15 protein-coding genes are annotated in these 19,902 nt (G+C 69.1%); 11 read left to right on the top strand and 4 right to left on the bottom strand.

Features of this window, described 5'->3' with window-relative positions; all coding sequences use genetic code 11:
* Positions 1–5: 5 nt before the first annotated feature.
* Positions 6–698 (top strand): GntR family transcriptional regulator, encoded by a 693-nt coding sequence (locus ASG80_RS13535; RefSeq protein WP_056731561.1) that lies wholly within the window; start codon positions 6–8, stop codon positions 696–698.
* A gap of 290 nt (positions 699–988) precedes the next feature.
* Here ASG80_RS13535 and ASG80_RS13530 read toward each other — a convergent pair whose 3' ends face one another.
* Positions 989–1,546, bottom strand: a complete 558-nt coding sequence (locus ASG80_RS13530; protein ID WP_255355599.1) for a TetR/AcrR family transcriptional regulator — start codon at positions 1,544–1,546, stop codon at positions 989–991.
* Positions 1,547–1,624: 78 nt separating this feature from the next.
* On the opposite strand from ASG80_RS13530, the gene ASG80_RS13525 reads away from it, so the two are divergent.
* The 8 genes from ASG80_RS13525 to ASG80_RS13490 all read left to right on the top strand — a co-directional run bounded on the left by ASG80_RS13525 (position 1,625) and on the right by ASG80_RS13490 (position 11,208).
* Entirely contained in the window at positions 1,625–2,593 is a 969-nt protein-coding gene (locus tag ASG80_RS13525; protein ID WP_082590341.1) for an NAD(P)-dependent oxidoreductase, read from the top strand.
* The gene (locus tag ASG80_RS13520) at positions 2,590–3,027 is read left to right on the top strand and encodes a DUF1275 family protein (protein ID WP_082590338.1); all 438 of its coding nucleotides are present in this window, start codon (positions 2,590–2,592) and stop codon (positions 3,025–3,027) included. The genes ASG80_RS13525 and ASG80_RS13520 overlap by 4 nt, the downstream gene beginning before the upstream one ends.
* A gap of 475 nt (positions 3,028–3,502) precedes the next feature.
* Positions 3,503–4,858 carry a cytosine permease gene (locus tag ASG80_RS13515; protein WP_056731556.1) on the top strand — a complete coding sequence of 452 codons (1,356 nt, stop codon included), beginning with the start codon at positions 3,503–3,505 and terminating at the stop codon, positions 4,856–4,858.
* A 42-nt stretch (positions 4,859–4,900) separates the two neighbouring features.
* A complete protein-coding gene (locus tag ASG80_RS13510) occupies positions 4,901–6,448 on the top strand; it encodes a hydantoinase/oxoprolinase N-terminal domain-containing protein (RefSeq protein ID WP_056731554.1) in 1,548 nt (515 codons plus the stop codon).
* A gap of 1 nt (position 6,449) precedes the next feature.
* Complete coding sequence (locus ASG80_RS13505) at positions 6,450–7,541, top strand: DUF917 domain-containing protein (RefSeq protein WP_056731552.1); 1,092 nt, start codon at positions 6,450–6,452, stop codon at positions 7,539–7,541.
* Complete coding sequence (locus ASG80_RS13500; protein ID WP_056731550.1) at positions 7,538–8,650, top strand: DUF917 domain-containing protein; 1,113 nt, start codon at positions 7,538–7,540, stop codon at positions 8,648–8,650. The genes ASG80_RS13505 and ASG80_RS13500 overlap by 4 nt, the downstream gene beginning before the upstream one ends.
* Positions 8,651–8,659: 9 nt before the next feature.
* Positions 8,660–9,697, top strand: coding sequence for a DUF917 family protein (locus tag ASG80_RS13495; protein ID WP_056731548.1), 1,038 nt, complete (start codon positions 8,660–8,662; stop codon positions 9,695–9,697).
* Complete coding sequence (locus ASG80_RS13490) at positions 9,694–11,208, top strand: CdaR family transcriptional regulator (RefSeq protein ID WP_056731546.1); 1,515 nt, start codon at positions 9,694–9,696, stop codon at positions 11,206–11,208. Before ASG80_RS13495 ends, ASG80_RS13490 begins: the two co-directional genes overlap by 4 nt.
* A gap of 46 nt (positions 11,209–11,254) precedes the next feature.
* Here the strand turns inward: ASG80_RS13490 and ASG80_RS23610 are convergent, their stop codons facing one another.
* From ASG80_RS23610 to ASG80_RS13480, 3 genes are all read right to left on the bottom strand, one after another.
* Positions 11,255–11,401: a hypothetical protein gene (locus ASG80_RS23610; RefSeq protein ID WP_156401847.1), complete on the bottom strand. Its 147-nt coding sequence runs from the start codon at positions 11,399–11,401 to the stop codon at positions 11,255–11,257.
* 120 nt (positions 11,402–11,521) lie between these two features.
* Positions 11,522–13,990 carry a X2-like carbohydrate binding domain-containing protein gene (locus tag ASG80_RS13485; RefSeq protein WP_056731545.1) on the bottom strand — a complete coding sequence of 823 codons (2,469 nt, stop codon included), beginning with the start codon at positions 13,988–13,990 and terminating at the stop codon, positions 11,522–11,524.
* Between the two features lie 80 nt (positions 13,991–14,070).
* Positions 14,071–16,263: an alpha-galactosidase gene (locus ASG80_RS13480; RefSeq protein ID WP_056731542.1), complete on the bottom strand. Its 2,193-nt coding sequence runs from the start codon at positions 16,261–16,263 to the stop codon at positions 14,071–14,073.
* 139 nt (positions 16,264–16,402) lie between these two features.
* Here ASG80_RS13480 and ASG80_RS13475 point away from each other — a divergent pair, with 139 nt between their 5' ends.
* Together ASG80_RS13475 and ASG80_RS13470 are read left to right on the top strand one after the other, a co-directional pair.
* On the top strand, positions 16,403–18,832 hold the full coding sequence (locus tag ASG80_RS13475; RefSeq protein WP_056731540.1) for a glycoside hydrolase N-terminal domain-containing protein: 2,430 nt from the start codon (positions 16,403–16,405) through the stop codon (positions 18,830–18,832).
* Entirely contained in the window at positions 18,822–19,823 is a 1,002-nt protein-coding gene (locus tag ASG80_RS13470; protein ID WP_056732142.1) for an acetylxylan esterase, read from the top strand. The genes ASG80_RS13475 and ASG80_RS13470 overlap by 11 nt, the downstream gene beginning before the upstream one ends.
* The last annotated feature ends 79 nt before the right edge of the window (positions 19,824–19,902 follow it).

Below are 19,902 nucleotides of genomic sequence, written 5' to 3'. Positions count from 1 at the left end.
ACGAAATGACGACGCAGATCCTGCCCACCGGCGCCGAGCGAGCGACGGACCGACCGGTGTCACTCACCGATCAGGTCCAGGCCCGGCTGCGCGAGGAGATCCTGTCTGCGAAGTGGCGACCCGGCGACCTCCTCCTGGAGGCGGAATTGGCCGCTCGCTACGGCGTCTCCAAGACCCCGGTGCGCGAGGCGCTTCGACTGCTCGCCGAGCAGGGTTGGATCGTCACCATTCCGCGCAAGGGATACCTCGTCCGGCCGCTGCGACTGCACGACATCAAGGAGGTATTCGAGCTGCGGTTGCTGCTCGAACCCGGGCTGTTCGCCCATGCGGCCCGCGGCGGTGCGGCAGCTCATTTCGAACTTCTGCGGCAGCTCGTGACGCGCACGGCGGAAGAAGAGGACCCCGACGACTCACAAGCCTCACCGGGCCGTGAGTTCCATATGGCCGCAGTGCGAATGGCCGACAACACGCGGGCGAGCGTGATCGTGTCCGGTCTGCTCGACGAGGTGCGCCGACTCCACCACATCATGCCCGAGGTGCGAACGCATCTGCCGACCCCTGATCTCGCCGCTGACCACGGGGCGATCCTCGCCGCGATGGAGCAGCGCGATGGCGATCTGGTGCACCGACTCGTACGGGACCACATCCAAGCCTCCGCCGACCGAGTACTCAGCGCCTTCCAACTCGAGATGGGCTGACAATCATGTTCGTCACAGTGCACGGGTGCCGACGGATTTCCCTTGATTGAGCGTTGAACTCATTGAGTCCCTGCCGTTCCAGGGACCGCATCGCCAAAGCGCCGCTCGCATCCATGATCGCCTCCGTACACGTCGGCGTGGTCGAAGAATACGATGCTGGCGTCTCGCGCGGTTCCGACGAGGACACAGATCTCCTGATCGTCGAGTATGGAGATCCGCATGAGTCCAAGGATGACGTGAGAAGCTTCGAGAGTCGTCTGTAGCAAAGTGAAGGCGTCATGGGTTCATTCTCATTCGGTCTTCGCTCCTTGAATCTCGTCGGATGGCGCGATGCCGGGCCAGCACACGGCCATGATTTCCGCCGGTAGCCCGTCGGTGAGCGGCTGGTGCTGAAACATCAGCCGGTAGTAGATCGGGGCGAACAGCACATCGGCGACGGCGCCGTAGTCGAGGCCCGCCCGCACTTCGCCGCGCCGGACACCTTCTGCGAGAAGGTTCACGACGGCGGTCCGACGTGGTGCGAGCCAGTCGTCCACGAGAGCGCGGCCGACGCCCGGATCGGCTGAAGAGGCAGCGATGAGTCCCTTGAGCAACGCACCGGCTGGCGTATCGCGCACGAGGGCGACGAGCCGCGCGAGATAGGTGTGGAGTGCCTCGCTCGTCGTCGCTGACGGCGCCGATTCGATGGTGGCATGCGTGCGATCGAGAAGTCCCTCGAGCAGCACGGCTGCGGCCGACGGCCACCACTTGTACACGGTGGTTCGACTAACGCCTGCACGCGCGGCGATCGCGTCCACTCCCGCGCCCGCGGCGCCGTCGAGGGCGAGTTCGGCTGCGGCATCCAGCACGGCCCGCCTCGCGTTCTCGCTGCGCGGACGCCCCCGGCGGGGCACTGGTTGCGAATTAGTGGACACGCTGTACAGTATATGTGGAAGGCCCAGCAAGAGACAACTGATGGCGAGAGAGCAATGACTGATTCAGCGCACACCGATACCAAGACGTTGCGGGTGGCAGTGCTCGGCACGGGAACGATGGGAGCGGCGATGGCACGCGCGCTGCTCAGATCTGGTTTCAGTGTCACCGTGTGGAACCGGAGCCCTGAGAAGACGAGACCGCTTGTGGACGCTGGTGCACGAATGGCGGGCTCGCCGGCCGACGCGGTGCGAGACGCCGACGTCCTCCTGACGATGTTGTTCGATGCTGACGCCGTGCTGACGGTAGCGGCGGAGTTTCTCCCGGCTGTTCGCGAGGGAGCCATCTGGATGCAGAGCAGCACGATCGGCTCGAAAGGGATGCAGGCCGTCGCCGCCGCATCGGAGAATCGCGTCACCGTGGTCGATGCCCCGGTGCTGGGCACGAAGGACCCAGCTGAGCATGGGGAATTGACCGTCCTCGCGTCAGGGGACGGAGCAGCTGTGGCCATCCTGCAGCCGATCTTCGACGCGATCGGGTCGAGAACGATCAACGTCGGAGATCGTCTGGGCGCGGCCTCGAATCTCAAGCTGGTGTGCAACACCTGGGTTGGGAGCCTGACCGCAGGGATCGCGCAGTCGATTGCGCTCGCCCGGAGGTTCGGGCTCGAGCCCAGCCTGTTCCTCGACGCCATCCACGATTCCGCCTCGGACAGCCCGTACGCGCGCATCAAGGGCGCGACCATCCTCGACGGGGATCGTGCTTCGCAGTTCGCGCTCGATGGCCTGTTGAAGGACCTGCGTCTGGCCCAGGCGACCGCCGGCCCCACAAGCGCAACCCCCTATCTCGACGCGCTCGAACACGTCTATGCAACCGCGAGCGAGCAAGGGCACGGCCACGAGGACGTCGCGTGGGTGTACGACGCGATCACTGCGCCGCCCCTCACGACCCCATCGACAGCCACGGACTCCAACGGGAAATGAGTGTGGAAGGCGCTCGTCCGGCCAGGGCCAACAGCTACTTCGCAGATCCCTTGCACGGCCCACTGCCCGCAATCCTGCTCCTGCTCACCATTGGCACCGGTCTCATCGACGCCATCAGCGTCCTCGGTCTGGGTCGCGTGTTCATCGCCAACATGACCGGCAACATCGTGTTCATCGGCTTCGCCCTGGCCGGGGCGCCCGGCTACAGCCCCGGACCGGACCCTGACATCGGACTCGACAGATCATCGAGTTGGTCGAGCCTGCCAGCCATGTCCGCCATCACGCGTAGCGCATCAGTCGGGCTCGGCGGGCGCTCCAGGTACGGACGACCGCGCGAACTCATGCGCCCACGGTACCCGTGCCAACCTCAGCACGTGAGCCACCATGCGCAAGAGGGAACATGCCGGGGACAGGTTCGCGCCGTGGTGGGATGAGCTGGTCGCCCGACTCCCCCGGGCAGACGGCCGATCAGAACTGATGGATGCCGCGGTACATGATCCCGGTCCTTGCCGGGCTGGCGGTGTACATCGGGGCGAGGATGCTGTACGCCGCCGAGCCCGCATGCCGGTCGACATCATGGACATCCGCAACCGAAACACAGCGCTCAGCAGGTCGGTGGCGTTCGCAACATACGCGGCTTCGAGGTGCGCGGTGTCCGGGTTGTGGCGTTGGCTGCCGATCACTGCGCCGCGCCTTCGCTCGCATCGTCGCATGGCCCGGCAGCGGCCAGCGCCCGAATGCGAATCGGATGATCCGGGCTGGACTCCGGGCGGACCTCGGTTTGAAGCACGAAGCCGCTGTGCATTCCGCTGAATCTCAGTCCGGATTGGTGCGATCTGCACATGGGCCGTGATCCAGTCGCTCACTACGGTTGGTCCAACTCATCCCCCACATTCTTGAAGGAGCCTCATGTCTCGCATGGTCCACGCGGACGACTTCGCTCTGTCCCGCGTCAACCCCAGCGCACAGAAGCACTGGTTCGGCATCGCGGTGCAACGGTTCGGGCAGGTCTCTGCGCTTTCGCAGTTCCTCCTCGGCGCCACCCTCGGCTACAGCATGACGTTCGGCGAAGCCTTCCTCGCCCTGCTGCTCGGTTCGATCATCCTCGAGGTGATCATGTGCATCGTCGGCATCATCGGGCAGAAGGAAGGCCTGAACACCGCGCTGCTCGCCCGCTGGACGGGCTTCGGCGAGATCGGCGCCTCGCTCGTCGGCCTGGCGATCGGCATCAGCCTCATCGGGTGGTTCGGCATCCAGAGCGCCATCTCCGCGGAATCGCTCGACGCCCTCATGCCCGGCGTCATGCCCGCCTGGGCGTGGAGCCTCATCTTCGGCCTCGCCGTCACGGCGATCGTCGCCTTCGGGTTCAAGGGAATGCAGTGGCTCGCGAACATCACCGTGCCGCTGTTCCTCATCCTCGTCGGCTGGTCGGTGATTAGCGAGCTCGCCAACCACGACTTCGTCGAGCTCATCACCGGACCCGCTCCCGGCCCGACCGTGACCGTGTGGCAGGGAACCGGCATCGTCGCCGGCGGCCTCATCGTCGGCGCGATCATCACAGCTGACATGACGCGCTTCAACCGCTCGAAGGCCGACGTCGTCAAGCAGACGGTCGTGGGCGTCTCGCTCGGCGAGTTCGTGATCGGCCTCTCGGGTGTGCTGCTCGCCCACGCGGCCGCGTCCGGAAACATCGTCGCGATCGTCACCTCGTCGATCGGCTTCGTCGGCCTGATCATCGTGATCACCGGCACGCTGAAGATCAACGACTGGAACCTCTACTCGTCGACGCTCGGCCTCGTGAACTTCATCTCGACGGCGTTCAACCGCAACCTGCACCGCGTGACGACCACGATCGTGCTCGGCGTCGTCGGGTCGGTCCTCGCGGCAGCCGGCATCCTCGGCCAGTTCACTGAGTTCCTCATCATCCTCGGCGTCGCCTTCCCGCCGATCGCCGGGATCATGGTGGCCGAGTACTTCGTCGTGAAGCGCTGGCGCGGTGAGCTCGACGGCACCCGTCCGGCCGGTACTCTCCCGCACACGGCACCTCGGATCGTGCCGGCGACGATCGTCATCTGGGCGGCCTCGGCGCTCATCGGCTACTTCGTCACCTGGGGGATCCCCCCGGTGCTCTCGCTCGTCGTTTCGATGGTGCTCTACATCATCGCGGGCAAGCTCGGCTGGGTGCGCGGCATCGGGTCGGCACGCACGATCCAGGCTGAGGAACCGGTCGCGGCGTCGACGCCGACCCCGTCCCCCACGCACTGACCACTCGCACGAGTACGAAACGGAACGAAAGCGACACCCACTATGCACATCGGCATCGATGTCGGCGGAACAAACACCGACGCAGTGCTCATGGATGGCACGCACACCCTCGCGGGCGTGAAGCACTCCACCACCCCGGATGTCACGAGCGGCATCGTGCAGGCGATCGAGGATCTCCGCTCCGGACACCACTTCGAGGGCGAGCAGATCGACGCGGTGATGATCGGTACGACGCACTTCATCAACGCGCTCGTGCAGGCGAAGCGCCTGGCGCCCACCGCGGCCCTCCGGCTCGGACTGCCGGCGACCAAGGCGCTGCCGCCGCTCGTCGACTGGCCCGAGGCGCTCGTCGAGGCGATCAGTGCCAGGAGCTACCTCGCGCACGGCGGCTACGAGTTCGACGGCCGTCCGATCTCGCCCCTCGACCCCGATGAGCTGCGGGCGCACGCGGCCGACATGAAGGCCAACGGAATCCGCTCGGTCGCGATCTCCTCGGTCTTCAGTCCGGTGAACCACGACCTCGAGGTCGAGGCCGGCCGCATCATCGCCGAAGAGCTCGGGCCCGACGTCGCGATCTCCCTCTCGCATGAGATTGGTCGGATCGGCCTGCTCGAACGCGAGAACGCGACGATCATCAACGCGGCCCTTCGTGAGCTCGCGTCGGAGATCGTTGACGGTCTGACGACCGCGGTACGCAGGCAGGGAATCGACGCACAGATCTTCCTCAGCCAGAACGACGGAACGCTGATGGACGAGGACTACGTGCGCCTCTACCCGGTGGCGACGTTCGCCTCAGGCCCCACGAACTCCATGCGAGGCGCCGCCGTCACGAGTGGACTCGAGACGTGCGCGGTGGTCGACGTCGGCGGAACGACGGCCGACATCGGCCTGCTCATCAACGGCTTTCCCCGCGAGACCGCCAACGTGGTGAAGGTCGCCGGCATCCGCACGAACTTCCGCATGCCCGACGTGCTCTCGCTCGGCATCGGCGGCGGCAGCATCGTCGACACCGAAACCGGCGAGGTCGGGCCCGAGTCGGTGGGCTACCGGCTCACGACCGAGGCGCTCGTCTTCGGCGGCTCTACCCTGACCGCCACCGACATCGCGGTGGCGGCTGGCCGTGCCGATGTCGGAGACCCGTCGAAGGTCGCGCACCTCGACCCCGACCTCGTGTCGAGGGTGCTAGCCCGCATCGCCGAACGCGTCGCCGAGGCCGTCGACCGCATGCGCACCTCTCCTGAACCGATCCCCGTGGTCGCCGTGGGCGGTGGATCGATCCTCCTGCCCGAGCTGCTCCCGCTGTTCGGCAAGGTGCATCGGCCCGAGAACTACGCCGTGGCGAACGCGATCGGCGCATCCATCGCGCAGGTCGGCGGTGAGATCGACAAGGTCTACTCCATCGAACCCGGCCGACGCGAGGAGGCGCTCTCCGACGTGCGCGCGGAGGCCGTCGACAAGGCCATCGCCGCCGGGGCCTCACCGCGGTCGGTCGCCATCGTCGACTTCGACGAAGTGCCGATTCCCTACCTCCCCGGCAATGCCACGCGGATCCGCGTGAAGGCCGTCGGCGACCTCGACATGGCGGTGTGACATGAGCTGGAAGATCACCTCCGACCTGATCCCCGACCTCGCACGCGGCGCCGCGGTGCTCGGCACCGGAGGAGGCGGCGACCCGTACATCGGAGCACTCCTCGCCACGCAGGCGCTCCGCGAGCACGGCGACGTCACGGTCGTGACGCTCGACGAAGTGCCGGCCGACGCGGTCGTGCTCACGGTCGCGATGATGGGAGCACCGACCGTCATGGTAGAGAAGCTCCCGAGCCTCGACGAGGTGACGGCACCAGTGCACGCACTCGGCACCTACCTCGGCTCGCCGGTCACGCACATCGCGTGCGCCGAGATCGGCGGGGTCAACTCGACCATACCGATCGCCGCCGCGGCGGCGCTCGGCCTGCCGCTGCTCGATGCCGACGGCATGGGCCGCGCGTTCCCCGAGCTGCAGATGGTGCTGCCGACGCTCTCAGGCATCACGGCCTCACCGCTGGCGTTCAGCGACGAGAAGGGCAACGTCGGCGTCCTGCAGACCATCGACAACAGTTGGACCGAGCGCATCGCCCGGGTCGCCTGCGTCGAGATGGGCTGCTCGGTAATGATCTCGGGCTTCCCCATGTCGGGCGAGCAGGCCCAGGAGGCACTCGTGCCGGGTTCGCTCGCCCACTGCATCGAGATCGGGCGCGGCATCGTCGCGGCTCAAGAGGCAAAGGCCGACCCGGTCGAGCGCACCGTCGCCCTGCTCGGCGGACGGGAGCTCTTCGCCGGCAAGGTCGTCGATGTACAGCGCGGGACCACGACAGGCTTTTCGCGAGGCCGAGCGCGCATCGAGGGCGCCGATGCCACGCTGTCCCTGTCGTTCCAGAACGAGCACTTGATTGCAGAGGCCGATGGTCGCACGCTCGTGACCACTCCCGACCTGATCATCGTGCTCGAACACGACTCGGGCGAGCCGATCACCACCGAAGCGCTGCGCTACGGCCAGCGCGTGCGGGTGATCAGCGCACCGAGCGACGAACGCTGGCACGCGCCCGAGGCCCTCGCGATGGTCGGCCCGGCATACTTCGGCTACGACCAGCCCTCGCACCGTTTCGACGGCAGCGTCGAAGAACCCTTGAAGGTGGCAGCGTGAGCTGGCGGCTGACCGCGGCCGACCTTCCCGATCTCGCGCGCGGCGCAACCCTGCTCGGCACCGGCGGCGGCGGAGACCCCTACATCGGTAAGCTGCTCGTCGAACGGGTGCTCGGCGCGGGGTCGATCACGATCCTCGACCCCGACGAGCTCGCTGACGACCTCTTCGTCATCCCCACGGCACAGATGGGTGCGCCGACGGTCATGGTCGAGAAGATCCCGGCCGGCACCGAGTCGACGCTCGCGCTGCGCACGCTCGAGGAGCACCTGGGCAGGCGAGCGGATGCCACGATGCCGATCGAATGCGGCGGAATCAACTCGATGATCCCGCTCGTGGTCGCCGTGGAGACCGGACTCCCGGTCGTCGACGCCGACGGGATGGGCCGTGCGTTCCCCGAGCTCTCGATGGAGACGTTCGCGGTCTACGGCGTGCATGGCTCGCCCCTCGCACTCGCCGGCGAACGCGGCGAACGGGTCGTCATCGACACCGGCGACGACGACCGCCAGATGGAGTGGCTCGCCCGCGCCATCACCATGCGACTCGGAGGCGTGGGGCACATCGCCGAGTATGCGATGACCGGCGCCGACGTGAGACGCACCGCCGTGCCGCGCACCATCTCGATGGCCCTGGCGCTCGGTCGAGGCATCCGTCTCGCTCGCGAACAGCACCGCTCGCCGTTCGAGGCCATCGCCCAGACGCTTGCGCCGACGCTCTACTCGCACCTACGCGAACTCTTCGTGGGCAAGGTGATCGATATCGAACGGCGCACGACCGAGGGGTTCGCGAAGGGCCGCGCGGTGATCTCACCGCTCGACCCGGCCGATGCCGAGACGTTCGAGATCTCGTTCCAGAACGAGAACCTCATCGCACGGCACGGGGGCGAGGTGGTGGCGATCGTTCCCGACCTCATCTGCGTCGTCGACCACGAGACGGCCGAACCGATCACTACCGAGGGACTTCGCTATGGGCAGCGGGTGCGCGTGCTCGGCATCTCGACGCCCGACATGATGCGCACGCCGGCGGCGCTCGATGCGTTCGGGCCGACGGCCTTCGGGCTGTCCGAACCCTTCACCGCGGTCGAAGGCGCCTCGGCGGTCGCTCGAGCCTAGGCTTGGGGCATGGCGAGAACCCTCGAGCTGGCGCAGTTGCCCGCGCTCGCGCGGGGGTTCTCGCTGCTCGGCTCGGGCGGCGGCGGCACCACCATCATGCTCGAGTTGATGCTGCCGGATGCCGCGACCTGGCCGATCACCCTGTACGAGCTCGACGACCTCGACCCTTCGATGCCGTGCCTCGGAGCGGCGTTCGTCGGTTCGACCATGCTCCTCGGCGAGCGTCTGGTCGCCGAAGCACCGTTCGCGCGACTCGTCGCGGCCGCGGAACGCTGGCTCGGCGAGCCGGTGCCGGTGGTGTGTTCCCTCGAGGGCGGCGGTCTCAACGGTCTCACCCCGCTGACCTTCGCCGGCGAGCGAATGGTCGTCGACGCCGACCTCACCGGGCGGGCAGTACCGAGCCTCGACCAGATGTCACTGCTCGTCGATCGGGTGCCGGGCGTCATCGCGACGTGCGACACGGGGGCGGGAGGCGTGATGCTCGTGCAGACCGATCGGCCCATCGACATGGAGCGGGTCATCCGCTCGGCGACGGTCCAAGCTGGCGGAGCCGGCGGAACCGTGTTCGCGGGATTCACGGTCGGCGACCTCGTCGAGCACTCGATACACGGAAGCACCGTGCGGGCGCTCGAGCTGGGTGAGGCGTTCACGGCGACGGCATCCGCTCCCCTGCCCGAGCTCGCCGCCGCGCTCGGCGGCCGCGTTCTCGGACTCGGCCGCATCACCTCGGTCGTGCCCGACGCCCGTGACCCGCACGTGCACGCGATCGGCGTCGACGGGGTCGGCGGCGAGGTGCACCGCATCATCACCCGCTCCGAGACCCTCGCGTTCATGACCGACGGCAGGCTCGAGGCATCCGCGCCGTCCATCATCGTGGTGCTCGACGCCGTTACCCGCGACATCCTCGAGGTCACCGATCTCGTTCTGGCGCGGACCGTCGCCGTACTCGAGCTGCCCGCACCCCAGTGGTGGTCGCGCTCGCCCGAACGCATGCGCCACGTCGTGCCGTCCGCCTACGGGATCCCCGACCTCGACGGCGCCGCATGAACGAGTCGCTGCGCCTGAGCGCCCTCCTCGCCCATCCGGCGAACGGCGGCCTGCGCGTCATCGTCGGACCCGACGACGCGGAATGGACCGACGTGAGTATCGAGTCGACCGAATCGGAACTACCCGCCGACGGCGCGGGTGGGCTGGCGATCCTCACCGTGCCGACACCCGGCACGCCGTGGCAGCAGGATGCGCTCGTGCGCCGCACTCGTGACCGTGGATTCCTCGCCCTCGCCGTGCCGCAGGCCGATCGATTCGGCTCGGGAACCCGCACGCTCGCCGCACGCCTCGGGCTCACGCTGCTGCACGTCGAACGGCCCATGGTGCTCGCGAAGGCCTGCTGGCATCTCCTCGAGGCGCGCGACGCGCTCACCCTGGGCTATGTGCGAAAGGTCGCCCAGTCGATCGAGTATCCCGCAGAGAGCCTGCCCGACCTGTTGCGCCATCTGTCGGCGAGCGTGGGCCACGGCATCGCCCTCATCGATTCCGAGGGCGTGTTGTTCGAAGCCGGCGGCAGCCTCGATCGGGCGGTGCATGCGGTGGTCGACTTCGCCCCGTGGGTCGATCTCGCGCGCGCCGAAGGCGGCGGCACCGCGGCATCCGTGCGCGTCGACAGTCCGAGCCGTGAGGGCCTGCGCCTCGCGTTCTTCGGCGACGGGCTCAGCGACCCGCAGCTCAGCGCGCTCGCCGTCGCTGCCGAGGTCGCCATGCCGGCGGTGGCGGCGCGGATCCTCATCGACGAAGTCGCGGCGGTGAACGAAACATCGGTCTCATCCGGGGTACTTCGGGACTTCGTCGACCTCCGTGGTACGCCCGATGCCGACGTCGAGCGTCGCATGCTCGAGCGCGGGTGGCGCACCACCGGGTACCACCTCGCGTTCCGCATCATCGGCCGTACCCGCCTCGATGCATTCCAGCTGCTCCGGTTCGTGACCGGCGGAATCGGTGAGATCGCCGCCGACTCGCACGCGACGACGAGCGGCCGCGGCGTGAGCGGCTGGCTGACATTCGTCGAGCCGCCCACCCCGACACAGGTGGAGACGCACATCCTGGCTCTGCGCGGACTCCACGTCGCTGCGCGCCGCGCATTCAACATCGCGACGGGAGTCGGGTCGCTCGAGAGCGGGTCGACAGGCCTCTACACGAGCCTCAGCGAGGCAACGGATGCCGCCCGCATCGCGGTCAACCGCTCGACGACCGGCTGGTTCGTTCGCGTCGACGGACTCGGGCTCGAGCAGTTGCTGCTCGCGTGGACGGGCAATGACACGTTCGTGCCGGCCGCGCAGTCGCTGCTCGCGCCGCTGCAGGAGGGCAGCGGCGAACTGCTCACGACCCTCTCGTCGTACCTCGATCACGAGTCAGGCATCGCGGCGACAGCGGCGGCGCTCGGCCTGCACCGCAACACGGTGTCGAGCCGCATCCAGCGCGCGCAGGAGCTCCTCGGCGTTGACATAACTGACCCCGAGGCGCGGTTGGCGCTGCACCTCGCCTGCCGGGTGACACAGTCGTAAGGCGCCGCCCCGCGGTCGCCGCCGGCGCCCGGCCTCCCCGCGCCCGTCAGCGGAACGTGTCCGCCAGCGCGTTCAGCGACTGCACGAGGTCGGAGTCCGCCGGAAGACCACTGTTGATACTGCGCTGCGTCGCTGTCGCCGAGGTCAGCGTCGCCGGCGGGAGGACGAGCAGCGCGATGGTCGCGCCGACCACGATCGTGTCGGCGCCGAAAGGGGGCGCTGTCTCAGGGCACTCGAGGCCATTCGAAAATAGTCGAGCACCTCCCGCATCTCCCCGGGTGGCGGGAGCCGTCCGCCCCCGCCACCCGGCTCTTCATCGGACGGTGTACGTCATCGCATCGACGCGCAGCACCTCGCCCGACGCCTTCACCAGACGGATGGTGTGCTCGCCCTCCTTGAGGTCGGCGCGGGAGAACAGCGGCTGCTGGGTCAGCCGGGCGTCGCCGTGCACGTCGACGGTGTCGACGAGCTCGCCGTCAAGGTAGACCTCCAGCGTGCCCTGGTCGGGACCGACCGGACCGGTGACCGAGATCGCCGTGCCCGAGAACCCGAGCTCGACGGCGGCACCGTCATCGGCGGTCCAATGCACGTCGTCGCGCAGGTCGCCGCGGAACCGGAATTCCAGTGCCGTGTCGCCCTCCGCAAGCGCCGACAGGTACGTGGCACCAAAGGTGACGGTATCGTCCTCGACGGTGTAGTCGGTACCGGCCTTGAGCGCGGCGCCGTCGAGGTAGACCCCGACGAGCTCGCCCGGATCACGCAGCACGTGCACGGTCGCGTCGGCCGGCGCCGCACGGTCGAATGCGACGTGGTCGACGTCGATGAGGCTCTCCTGCACCACGTCGAGCCGGTCGAGCAGCATGAATTGCCCCGACTTCTTCACGACGCGGATCGTGTGGCTGCCGTTGGGAAGGTCCCGCGCGCTATAGACGACCTGCTGCACCCCGCGACCCTGCGACGGATCGAGGTAGGTGCTCACGGTGTCGACGAGCACGCCGTCGAGGTACACCTCGGCGTCGCCCTGCGACTCGTGAGTCTCGGTCACCCAGTCGATACCGGCGCCGACGAACGAGTACTCGAAGGCCGAGCCGTCGGCTTCGCTGTAGTGCACGTCGTCGTCGTGGTCGCCGAGGCCGCGGCCGGTGCTGTGGCCCCAGGTGCCGTGGTAGACGATCGCCGAGTCATCGTCATTGATCGCGAGCACGTTTGACGAGCCGGTTCCAGGCGACGATCCGCCCTGCGAGGAGTCGAACACCGACACGGTCAGCGTCTGCGATGCCGCGGCCGACTCCTCGCCGCCGTTCCGTGACCACACGCCGTCGTACGACAGTCGCGCGTCATCGTCGTTGAGCGTGACCGTGGCGCCCTCGGCGGGCGTGAAGGTGAAGAGGCGCGTGCCATGGATCGGGACATCCTTGGCGACGAACTCACCGTCGAACGTGCCGAGCTTCTTCTGCGCCCACAGGTCACGCACCTTCGCCGAGCCTTCCAGCCCGATGTCGGCGAACGACACCTTCATGTCGGCGTCGGTCTGACCGAGGTTGAACACGGCGACCGTCACCGACCCATCCGGGTTCACCGCGTACCAGGTCTGCCTCTGCGACCCCGTCGAGACCGGGTGCGCGGGACGCCCCGCTTGGTTCACCGCGACGACCTCGGGGTTCGTGAGCAGCTGGATGCCGTACTCGTCGAGCTGCGTCATGTCGTTGCCGACGTACATCGGCGCCGCCGACACCGCCCATAACGTCGTCGCCGTGCGCCGCTCGTCGCGGGTCAGCCCGTCCATCTTGCCGTTGCCGACGTTGAGGGAGTCGAGGTCGTTCCACCCCCGGTCGGGCCCGGCGTAGCGCCACCAGTCGGCCGCGCGCGGGAACAGGCGGGCGATGTTCTGCCACGTGGTGAGCGAGACGCCCTCGCAGTAGCACTCGACGTCCCAGTCGACACGCCAGCCCTGCGCGTGCTCGGCCCAGTAGTCGGCGTAGCGGATGTCGAGGGCCCACGACAGCTCGAACCAGATGCCGTTGCGCTCCAGCGCCTGCGCCCACGCCGCGACGTCGTCGCGGGCGTCGAGCGACAGGTCGCCGATGCCCGACCCCGGGGTTACGCTGTCGAACTTGAGGAAGTCGATCCCCCATTCGCCGAACATGTCGGCGATGGAGTCGACGTACGCCTGCGCGCACGGGTTCGAGAAGTCGATACGATACCCGATGCCCCAGTAGTCGGCCTTCTGGATCGGCTGCTTCACGATATCGCCCGTCGAGCAGTCGGGCGCGCCGTAGATGGGCAGATCGGCCTCGTACACCTGCGGCGAGATGCCCGGGATCGCGTAGAGTCCGACCTTCTGCCCGTTGCCGTGGATGTGGTCGATGACCGCCTGCAGCCCGTCCGGGTACAGCGTCGCGCTCGGAACGGGCCGGCCGTACTCGTCGACGCCGTCGTTCCAGGCGGCGTCGATGTTGATGTATTCGTAGCCGGCCGACTGCAGCTTCTCGTGCATCGCGTCGGACTGGGCGATGATCTGGTCCGCGGTGATCCATTTCGAGCCGTTGCCCGCGTAGACCTGCATGCTGTAGCTGCTCCACCCCATGTAGGGGTGGGCGCCGAGCTCGTCGTCGGGAGTCGTCGCGGCGGGCACGACTGCCGGAGCGGGAGCGGATGCCTCGGCTGGAGGTGCGGCGTTCGCTGCCGCTCCTCCGACCCCGAGGGTTATGGTGCCGACGGCAGCGGCAGCCAGCGCCGCGTGCCACCGTTGCCCGTGGGCATGGCGGTTCCTGGTGTTCATGGTTTCCTCTCTGCGGTGGGTTCGACGGTGAACCCCGCGCCCCATCGCGCGGTTCCCAGAAACAGCGGGACGTCAGCGGCTCATGCGAGCCTCTTGACGTCGAACAGCAGCGCCTGCTGCGGGTTGAGCGTGGGCAGCGGCACACCGGCCACGGCGAGCACGGCGCCGGGCAGTTCTATGCCCGCGTCGCTGACGGCCTCCTCGATCCAGGCCGGGTCGGACGCCTCGTGCCGACTCACCGGGCCCAGTTCGGTGCGCACTCGTACGCGGTAGCGTGCGCCGGCGTCGAGCCCCGGGAAGCGCACGCGACCGCTCTGCCCGTCGGGCGAGGTGGCCAGGCGCGCCCACGTGAAGAGAGCGCGCTCGCCGCCGGGAGCGACGATGCCGGTGAGCATGGCGTCGTCGTCGGCGAGGTCGGCGTTGACGACGTCTCCGGTGTGCAGGAGCCCCCGCAGCTCGCGGTACAGCGCCGACCACGCGGTGATCGTGCGGAGGTCGTCGTCGGTCGCGGCGGTCAAGTCGGTTTCGATGCCGGCATGCGCCGTGAGCGCGACAGCGAGCCGAAACGACAGATCGGTCTCGCGCGACGTGGTGTGCGAGCGGTGGGCGCCCACGTGCGAGCCGATGAGCTCCGGCGGCACGAGCATGCGCGTCCAGCGTTCGATGCGGGCGCGCTCGACGGGATCGTTGCAGTCAGAGGCCCAGACCCGGTCGGTGCGGTCCAGGATGCCGAGGTCGACGCGTCCGCCGCCGCCCGAGCAGGTCTCGATCTCGAGCTTCGGATGGCGCGAGCGCAATTCGTCGAGCATTCGATAGAGCGCCAACGTCTGCGCGTGGACGAGCGGACGATCTCCCCCGTTGCGGCGGGCTACGGGCTCCATGAGGTCGCGGTTGTGGTCCCACTTGAGATAGTCGATGCCGTACTCGGCAACGAGGGTGCTGATGCGTTCGAGCACGAGGTGGTACGCGTCGGGGTTGGCGATGTCGAGGACCTGCTGGTTGCGCGCCGTGGCGCCGGCGCCCTGGCGGGGCGCGAGCACCCAGTCGGGGTGGGCGCGGGCGAGGTCGGAGTCGGGGCTGATCATCTCGGGCTCGAACCACAGGCCGAACTGCATGCCCCGGGCGCGTACCGCCTCGACGAACGGGCCGAGGCCGTCCGGCCATACCGTCTCGTCGACCAGCCAGTCGCCCAGCCCGGTGGTCGCGTCGCGCCGCCCTTGGAACCAGCCGTCGTCGAGGACGATCCGCTCCACCCCGGCCTCGGCGGCACGGTCGGCGATCTCGACGAGCCGGTCGAGCTCGTGGTCGAAATAGACGGCCTCCCACGTGTTCAGCAGGAGCGGCCGCGGAGTGCCGGGGTGGTGGGCGCGGGCGCGGAGGCGGCGGTGGAAGCGTGCCGAGACGCCGTCGAGCCCGCGGTCCGACCACGTGAACAGCACCGTCGGGGCGTCGTAGCGCTCGCCGGGCTGCAGGATCAGCTCGCCCGAACGCAGCAGCTCCCCCGCGCCGATCACGCGCGAGAGGACGCCGGCGCCCTCGGGCAGCCGTTCGGCGAGGTACTCGCCGTCGCCGCTCCACGCGAGGTGCATCCCCCACACCTCGCCGTGTGCGAATCCGAAGCCCGCGGTGCCCGCTGCCAGCAGGTACGGCGAGTCGTGCCCGGGCTTGCCGCGGCGCGCGCGGCGCGCGTAGGTGCCGAAGGCGAAGGGCAGGCGCTGTGGTGCGCGTTCGCGGCACCACTTACCGGTGAAGTCCAGCAGCTCGGTCGCGCGATCCGGCAGGGGCAGAAGGGCGCGCAGGCCGTCGACCAAGTAGGGGCCGGCTGATGCCGCGTCCGAGTCGTTCTCGATCGACAGGTCCGCGGACAGCACACCGGCGGCATCGAGTCGGTATTCCAAGCGGGCTCTTGTGCCGGCGACGACGTCGTCGAGCTGGAGTGCGATGCGCCCGCCCTCGGCGTCGTGCTCCACGGCCGCGTCGACGAGCCGTGGGCGGGGTGTGGTCGCGGTGCCGCCGCGGTTGCCTGCCTGCGCCGGAGTGCCCGCCCAGCCGTCCTGCTCGGTCGGCCATACGGAGAAGGCGCGGGGCACATCGGGAGAGTTGTTGAGCACGGCAGGGACGGATGTCGCACACAGTGCGGCCGCGGTCGCCGGGTCGAGCGGACCGAGGTCGACGCCCCAGTGCAGCACGCGCGGCAGCGCGCCCGTGAGATCGACGACCAGCGAGACACCTGCGGCCCGCAATGCGTGGACCGTGGCCTTGCCGTTGAGCATCCGGACTCCTCCATGAGTTTCTTGACAACGGTAACTAATCATGTTTACCCTGACATCGCAAGCAAGGATCGAGGGTCTGCTGTCGCAGGATCGACTTGCACGGACCCGATCCACGAGCTGACTTGACCAGGAACGAGAGATGACCCGGACCCTCCAGCTTTCGTGGCCGACTCCCGCCGAGCGATGGGATGAGGCGGTCCCGCTCGGCAACGGTCGCATCGGCGCGATGGCGTTCGGTGGCCCGTCCGGGCGGTACGCGCTCAACGACGCCACCGTATGGTCGGGAACGCCCGATGGGCCGGCCCAGGCGCTGCGCGATTTGATCGCGGCGGGCGCCGGCCCGGCCCGCCTCGCACAGGTGCGTGCGGCGCTGGACGCGGGCGACGTCCGCACGGCCGAGGGCCTTCTGATGGCGTTCGAGGGCCGGTACTCGCAGGAGTTCCTGCCGTTCGCCGACCTCGAGCTGCGGATCGCAAATGCGTCGGCCGACGACTCCCCCCGCGTGCTCGACCTCGACGATGCCGTGCTGACCGAGACGCTGCGCGTACCCGCCGGCACGGTGCGGCGGCGGTCGTGGGTGTCGGCCCCCGCCCAGGCGCTGCTCATCGAGCTGACCGCAGACGTCGAGTTCGCGGCATCCATCGCTCTCACGACGCCCCTGCGCGGCGATGTCGTCATGGCCGGGCACGGAGCGCAAGGGGTGACGCTCGACATCACGGCGCCCATCGACGGCGCGCCGCTGCACGAGTCTTCGGTGGAACCGCCCCTGCGGTACGCCGAGTCCGACACCGACTTCGACGCCTTCGCGGCCGTCGCCGTCGGGGTGGACACCGACGGTTTCGTGGACTTCGAGCCCTCAGGGGCGACCGTCCACGGGGCTCGGCGACTGCTGGTCGCCCTCTCCACATCGTCTCGCGCCGCGTCGTGGTGGGCCGGTGAAGACGGGGAGTGGCGGACCGCCTCTCGTGAGGCGATCCGGGACCTCGCCATCGGGCAGGCGGATGCCGCGGTGCGCCGCGACCCGTCCGCACTGCTCGCCGAGCACGTCGCCGACCGTCGGCACGTCGCTCGGGCGCGGTTCGCGATCGGCGGTCGACGGGAAGGCACATGGGACGTCGACCGCGACATCCGACACGGAACGGATCTGCAGTTCAAGGCGACGATGGCGGCCGAGTTCGGCGCGTACCTGCTCGCCTCCTCCTCGCGTGCCGGAGGCACGGCGGCCAACCTGCAGGGCATCTGGAACGACCAACTGCGCCCCGCCTGGTCGTCGAACTACACCATCAACATCAACACCCAGATGAACTACTGGGCGGCACCGGTACTCGGCATGGACGACGCGTTCGAGCCGCTCATCGCCCTCGTCGAGCACGTCGCGCGCACCGGCGCCGACACGGCGCGCGAGCTGTACGGCGCACGTGGCTGGGTGGCCCATCACAACACCGACATGTGGGGCTGGAGCCTTCCGGTCGGGATGGGCCACGGAGCGCCGAGCTGGGCGATCTGGATGATGGGCGGCGTGTGGCTCACCCACAACCTCTGGGACGCGTACGAGTTCGGCGGCGACATCGAGCTGCTCCGGACCCGGATCTGGCCCGTCATGCGCGGCGCGGTCGAGTTCTGCCTCGACTGGCTCGTTCCGGGACCGGACGGGAAACTCAGGACGTCCCCGTCGACGGCCCCGGAGAACTCGTTCATCGGGCCGGACGGCGAGCCCACCGCGATCGGCCTCACCGCGACATCCGACCTGCACCTCATCGCCAGCCTGTTCGAACGGGCGCTCGCCGCGATCGCGGCGCTCGGCGTGGACGACCCGCTCGCGGCGGACATCGATCGCGCCCTGGCCGCGCTCGCCCCCGTCGGCATCCGGCCCGACGGACGGCTGCGGGAGTGGTCGGCGGATGTCGTCGAGGTCGAGCCGCTGCACCGTCACCTCTCACCGCTGGTCGGGATGTACCCACTCGACGTGATCACCCGCGAACGCACACCCGAGCTGTTCGACGCCAGCGTGAGACTGCTCGACGCCCGCGGTCCCGGCGCGATGGGCTGGTCGTGGGCATGGAAGATCGCGCTGCGCGCCCGCACCGGCGACGGCGACGGCGCTGCGGCGCTCCTCGACGAGGCCCTCACCCCGTTCGACGGCGACGCCACCCGCCACGGACCCGTCGACGGCTCCGAGTGGGGCGGCCTGCTGCCGAACCTGTTCAGCACCCACCCGCCGTTCCAGATCGACGCCAACCTCGGCTTCCCCGCCGCCATCGCCGAAATGCTCGTCCAAAGCCACGGTGGCGTGACCCGGCTACTTCCCGCCCTGCCCTCGACCTGGACCGAAGGAGAAGTACAGGGACTGGGCGTTCGCACCGGCCTCGTCGCAGACCTCGCCTGGCACGGCGGCTCCCTCGCCTCGGCGCGGCTGCACAACCGCGGCGCCGAAGACCGCAAGGTCGCCGTCGAGTACGCCGGGCGCGATGCACTGGTGCGCGTGCCCGCGGGCGCGAGCGTCGACGTTCCGGAGGAGGGGTTCACGGATGCCGCGTCCCTCGCGCCCGGAGGCCGCCATGCGCGGTGACCTCACGTTCGTCGACACCCCGACCACGCAGACCGAGCCGGCCGACTTCGACGCCTTCTGGGCCGAGACGCTCACCGAGACCCGGCGCCGCCCGCTCGACGTGACGATCAAGCCGCGCGAGACTCGCCTGACCGTCATCGACGTCTTCGACGTGGCCTTCACGGGATTCGGCGGCACGCGCATCCGCGCATGGCTGCGCATGCCGCGCGGCGCGTCCGGACCGCTTCCCGGCTTCGTTCAGTTCTTCGGCTACGGCAACGGCCGCGGGCACGCGCTGCGAGATCTGCGGTGGGCGGCCGCCGGGTATGCCCACCTCGTGGTCGATGCGCGGGGCCAGGGCCATGGCGACACGGACGACGACCACCCCGACGGCGGGCCCTCGGCTGGCGGGTTCCTCACGCGCGGCCTGCGTTCGCCGTACGAGTACTACTACCGGCGTGTGTATGCGGACGCGGTCCGGGCCGTCGACGCACTGCGGTCGCTCGAGGGCGTCGACGCATCGCGTGTCGGCACCGTCGGGGCCAGCCAGGGTGGCGGCATCTCGCTCGCCATCGCGGGACTCGTCCCCGACCTCGCCGTTGCGATCGTCCAGGCGCCGTTCCTGTGCGAGCTCAACAGGGCCGCCGACCTCAGCACCGAGATCCCCTATGCGCTGCTTACCCAATACTTCGCCGACCGGCGGTTCGACACGGCGACTGCCCTCGAGACGCTGCGCTACTTCGACGGCGTCAACCACGCGAAGCGCGCGACCGCGCCGGCGCTCCTCAGCACCGGACTGCGCGACGGAATCACGCCTCCGGCATCCGTCTTTCCCGCGTTCACGGCATACGCGGGCTCGAAGCAGATCGTGCTGTGGCCCTACAACGGCCATGAAGCTGGCGGCGACCTCGACGAGGAGAACGCGCTCGACTTCGCCGCGACGCACCTTGCGCCCGGCGCAGATCCGGCCGTCGGGGTGGGGCGCCGGCCGCGGCGGAGCGAGGAGCCCTGATGAGACCGCGACGCGCCATCGCGTCAGCGCGCGGCTGCATGATGTGTCCGCGGGCGGGATGCGTGGCATCCGGCCCGCG

It is taken from the genome of Agromyces sp. Soil535, assembly GCF_001428255.1.
Lineage (GTDB): Bacteria > Actinomycetota > Actinomycetes > Actinomycetales > Microbacteriaceae > Agromyces.
Note: the sequence above shows the minus strand (reverse complement) of the source record. Positions and strands in the feature narration are given on the sequence as shown.

Bases quoted from the DNA above. Each gene is read 5' to 3' on its own strand.
- ASG80_RS13535 (WP_056731561.1), top strand. From the start codon at position 6: ATGACGACGCAGATCCTGCCCACCGGCGCCGAGCGAGCGACGGACCGA.
- ASG80_RS13525 (WP_082590341.1), top strand. From the start codon at position 1,625: ATGTGGAAGGCCCAGCAAGAGACAACTGATGGCGAGAGAGCAATGACT.
- ASG80_RS13520 (WP_082590338.1), top strand. From the start codon at position 2,590: ATGAGTGTGGAAGGCGCTCGTCCGGCCAGGGCCAACAGCTACTTCGCA.
- ASG80_RS13515 (WP_056731556.1), top strand. From the start codon at position 3,503: ATGTCTCGCATGGTCCACGCGGACGACTTCGCTCTGTCCCGCGTCAAC.
- ASG80_RS13510 (WP_056731554.1), top strand. From the start codon at position 4,901: ATGCACATCGGCATCGATGTCGGCGGAACAAACACCGACGCAGTGCTC.
- ASG80_RS13505 (WP_056731552.1), top strand. From the start codon at position 6,450: ATGAGCTGGAAGATCACCTCCGACCTGATCCCCGACCTCGCACGCGGC.
- ASG80_RS13495 (WP_056731548.1), top strand. From the start codon at position 8,660: ATGGCGAGAACCCTCGAGCTGGCGCAGTTGCCCGCGCTCGCGCGGGGG.
- ASG80_RS13490 (WP_056731546.1), top strand. From the start codon at position 9,694: ATGAACGAGTCGCTGCGCCTGAGCGCCCTCCTCGCCCATCCGGCGAAC.
- ASG80_RS13485 (WP_056731545.1), bottom strand. From the start codon at position 13,990: ATGAACACCAGGAACCGCCATGCCCACGGGCAACGGTGGCACGCGGCG.
- ASG80_RS13480 (WP_056731542.1), bottom strand. From the start codon at position 16,263: ATGCTCAACGGCAAGGCCACGGTCCACGCATTGCGGGCCGCAGGTGTC.
- ASG80_RS13475 (WP_056731540.1), top strand. From the start codon at position 16,403: ATGACCCGGACCCTCCAGCTTTCGTGGCCGACTCCCGCCGAGCGATGG.
- ASG80_RS13470 (WP_056732142.1), top strand. From the start codon at position 18,822: ATGCGCGGTGACCTCACGTTCGTCGACACCCCGACCACGCAGACCGAG.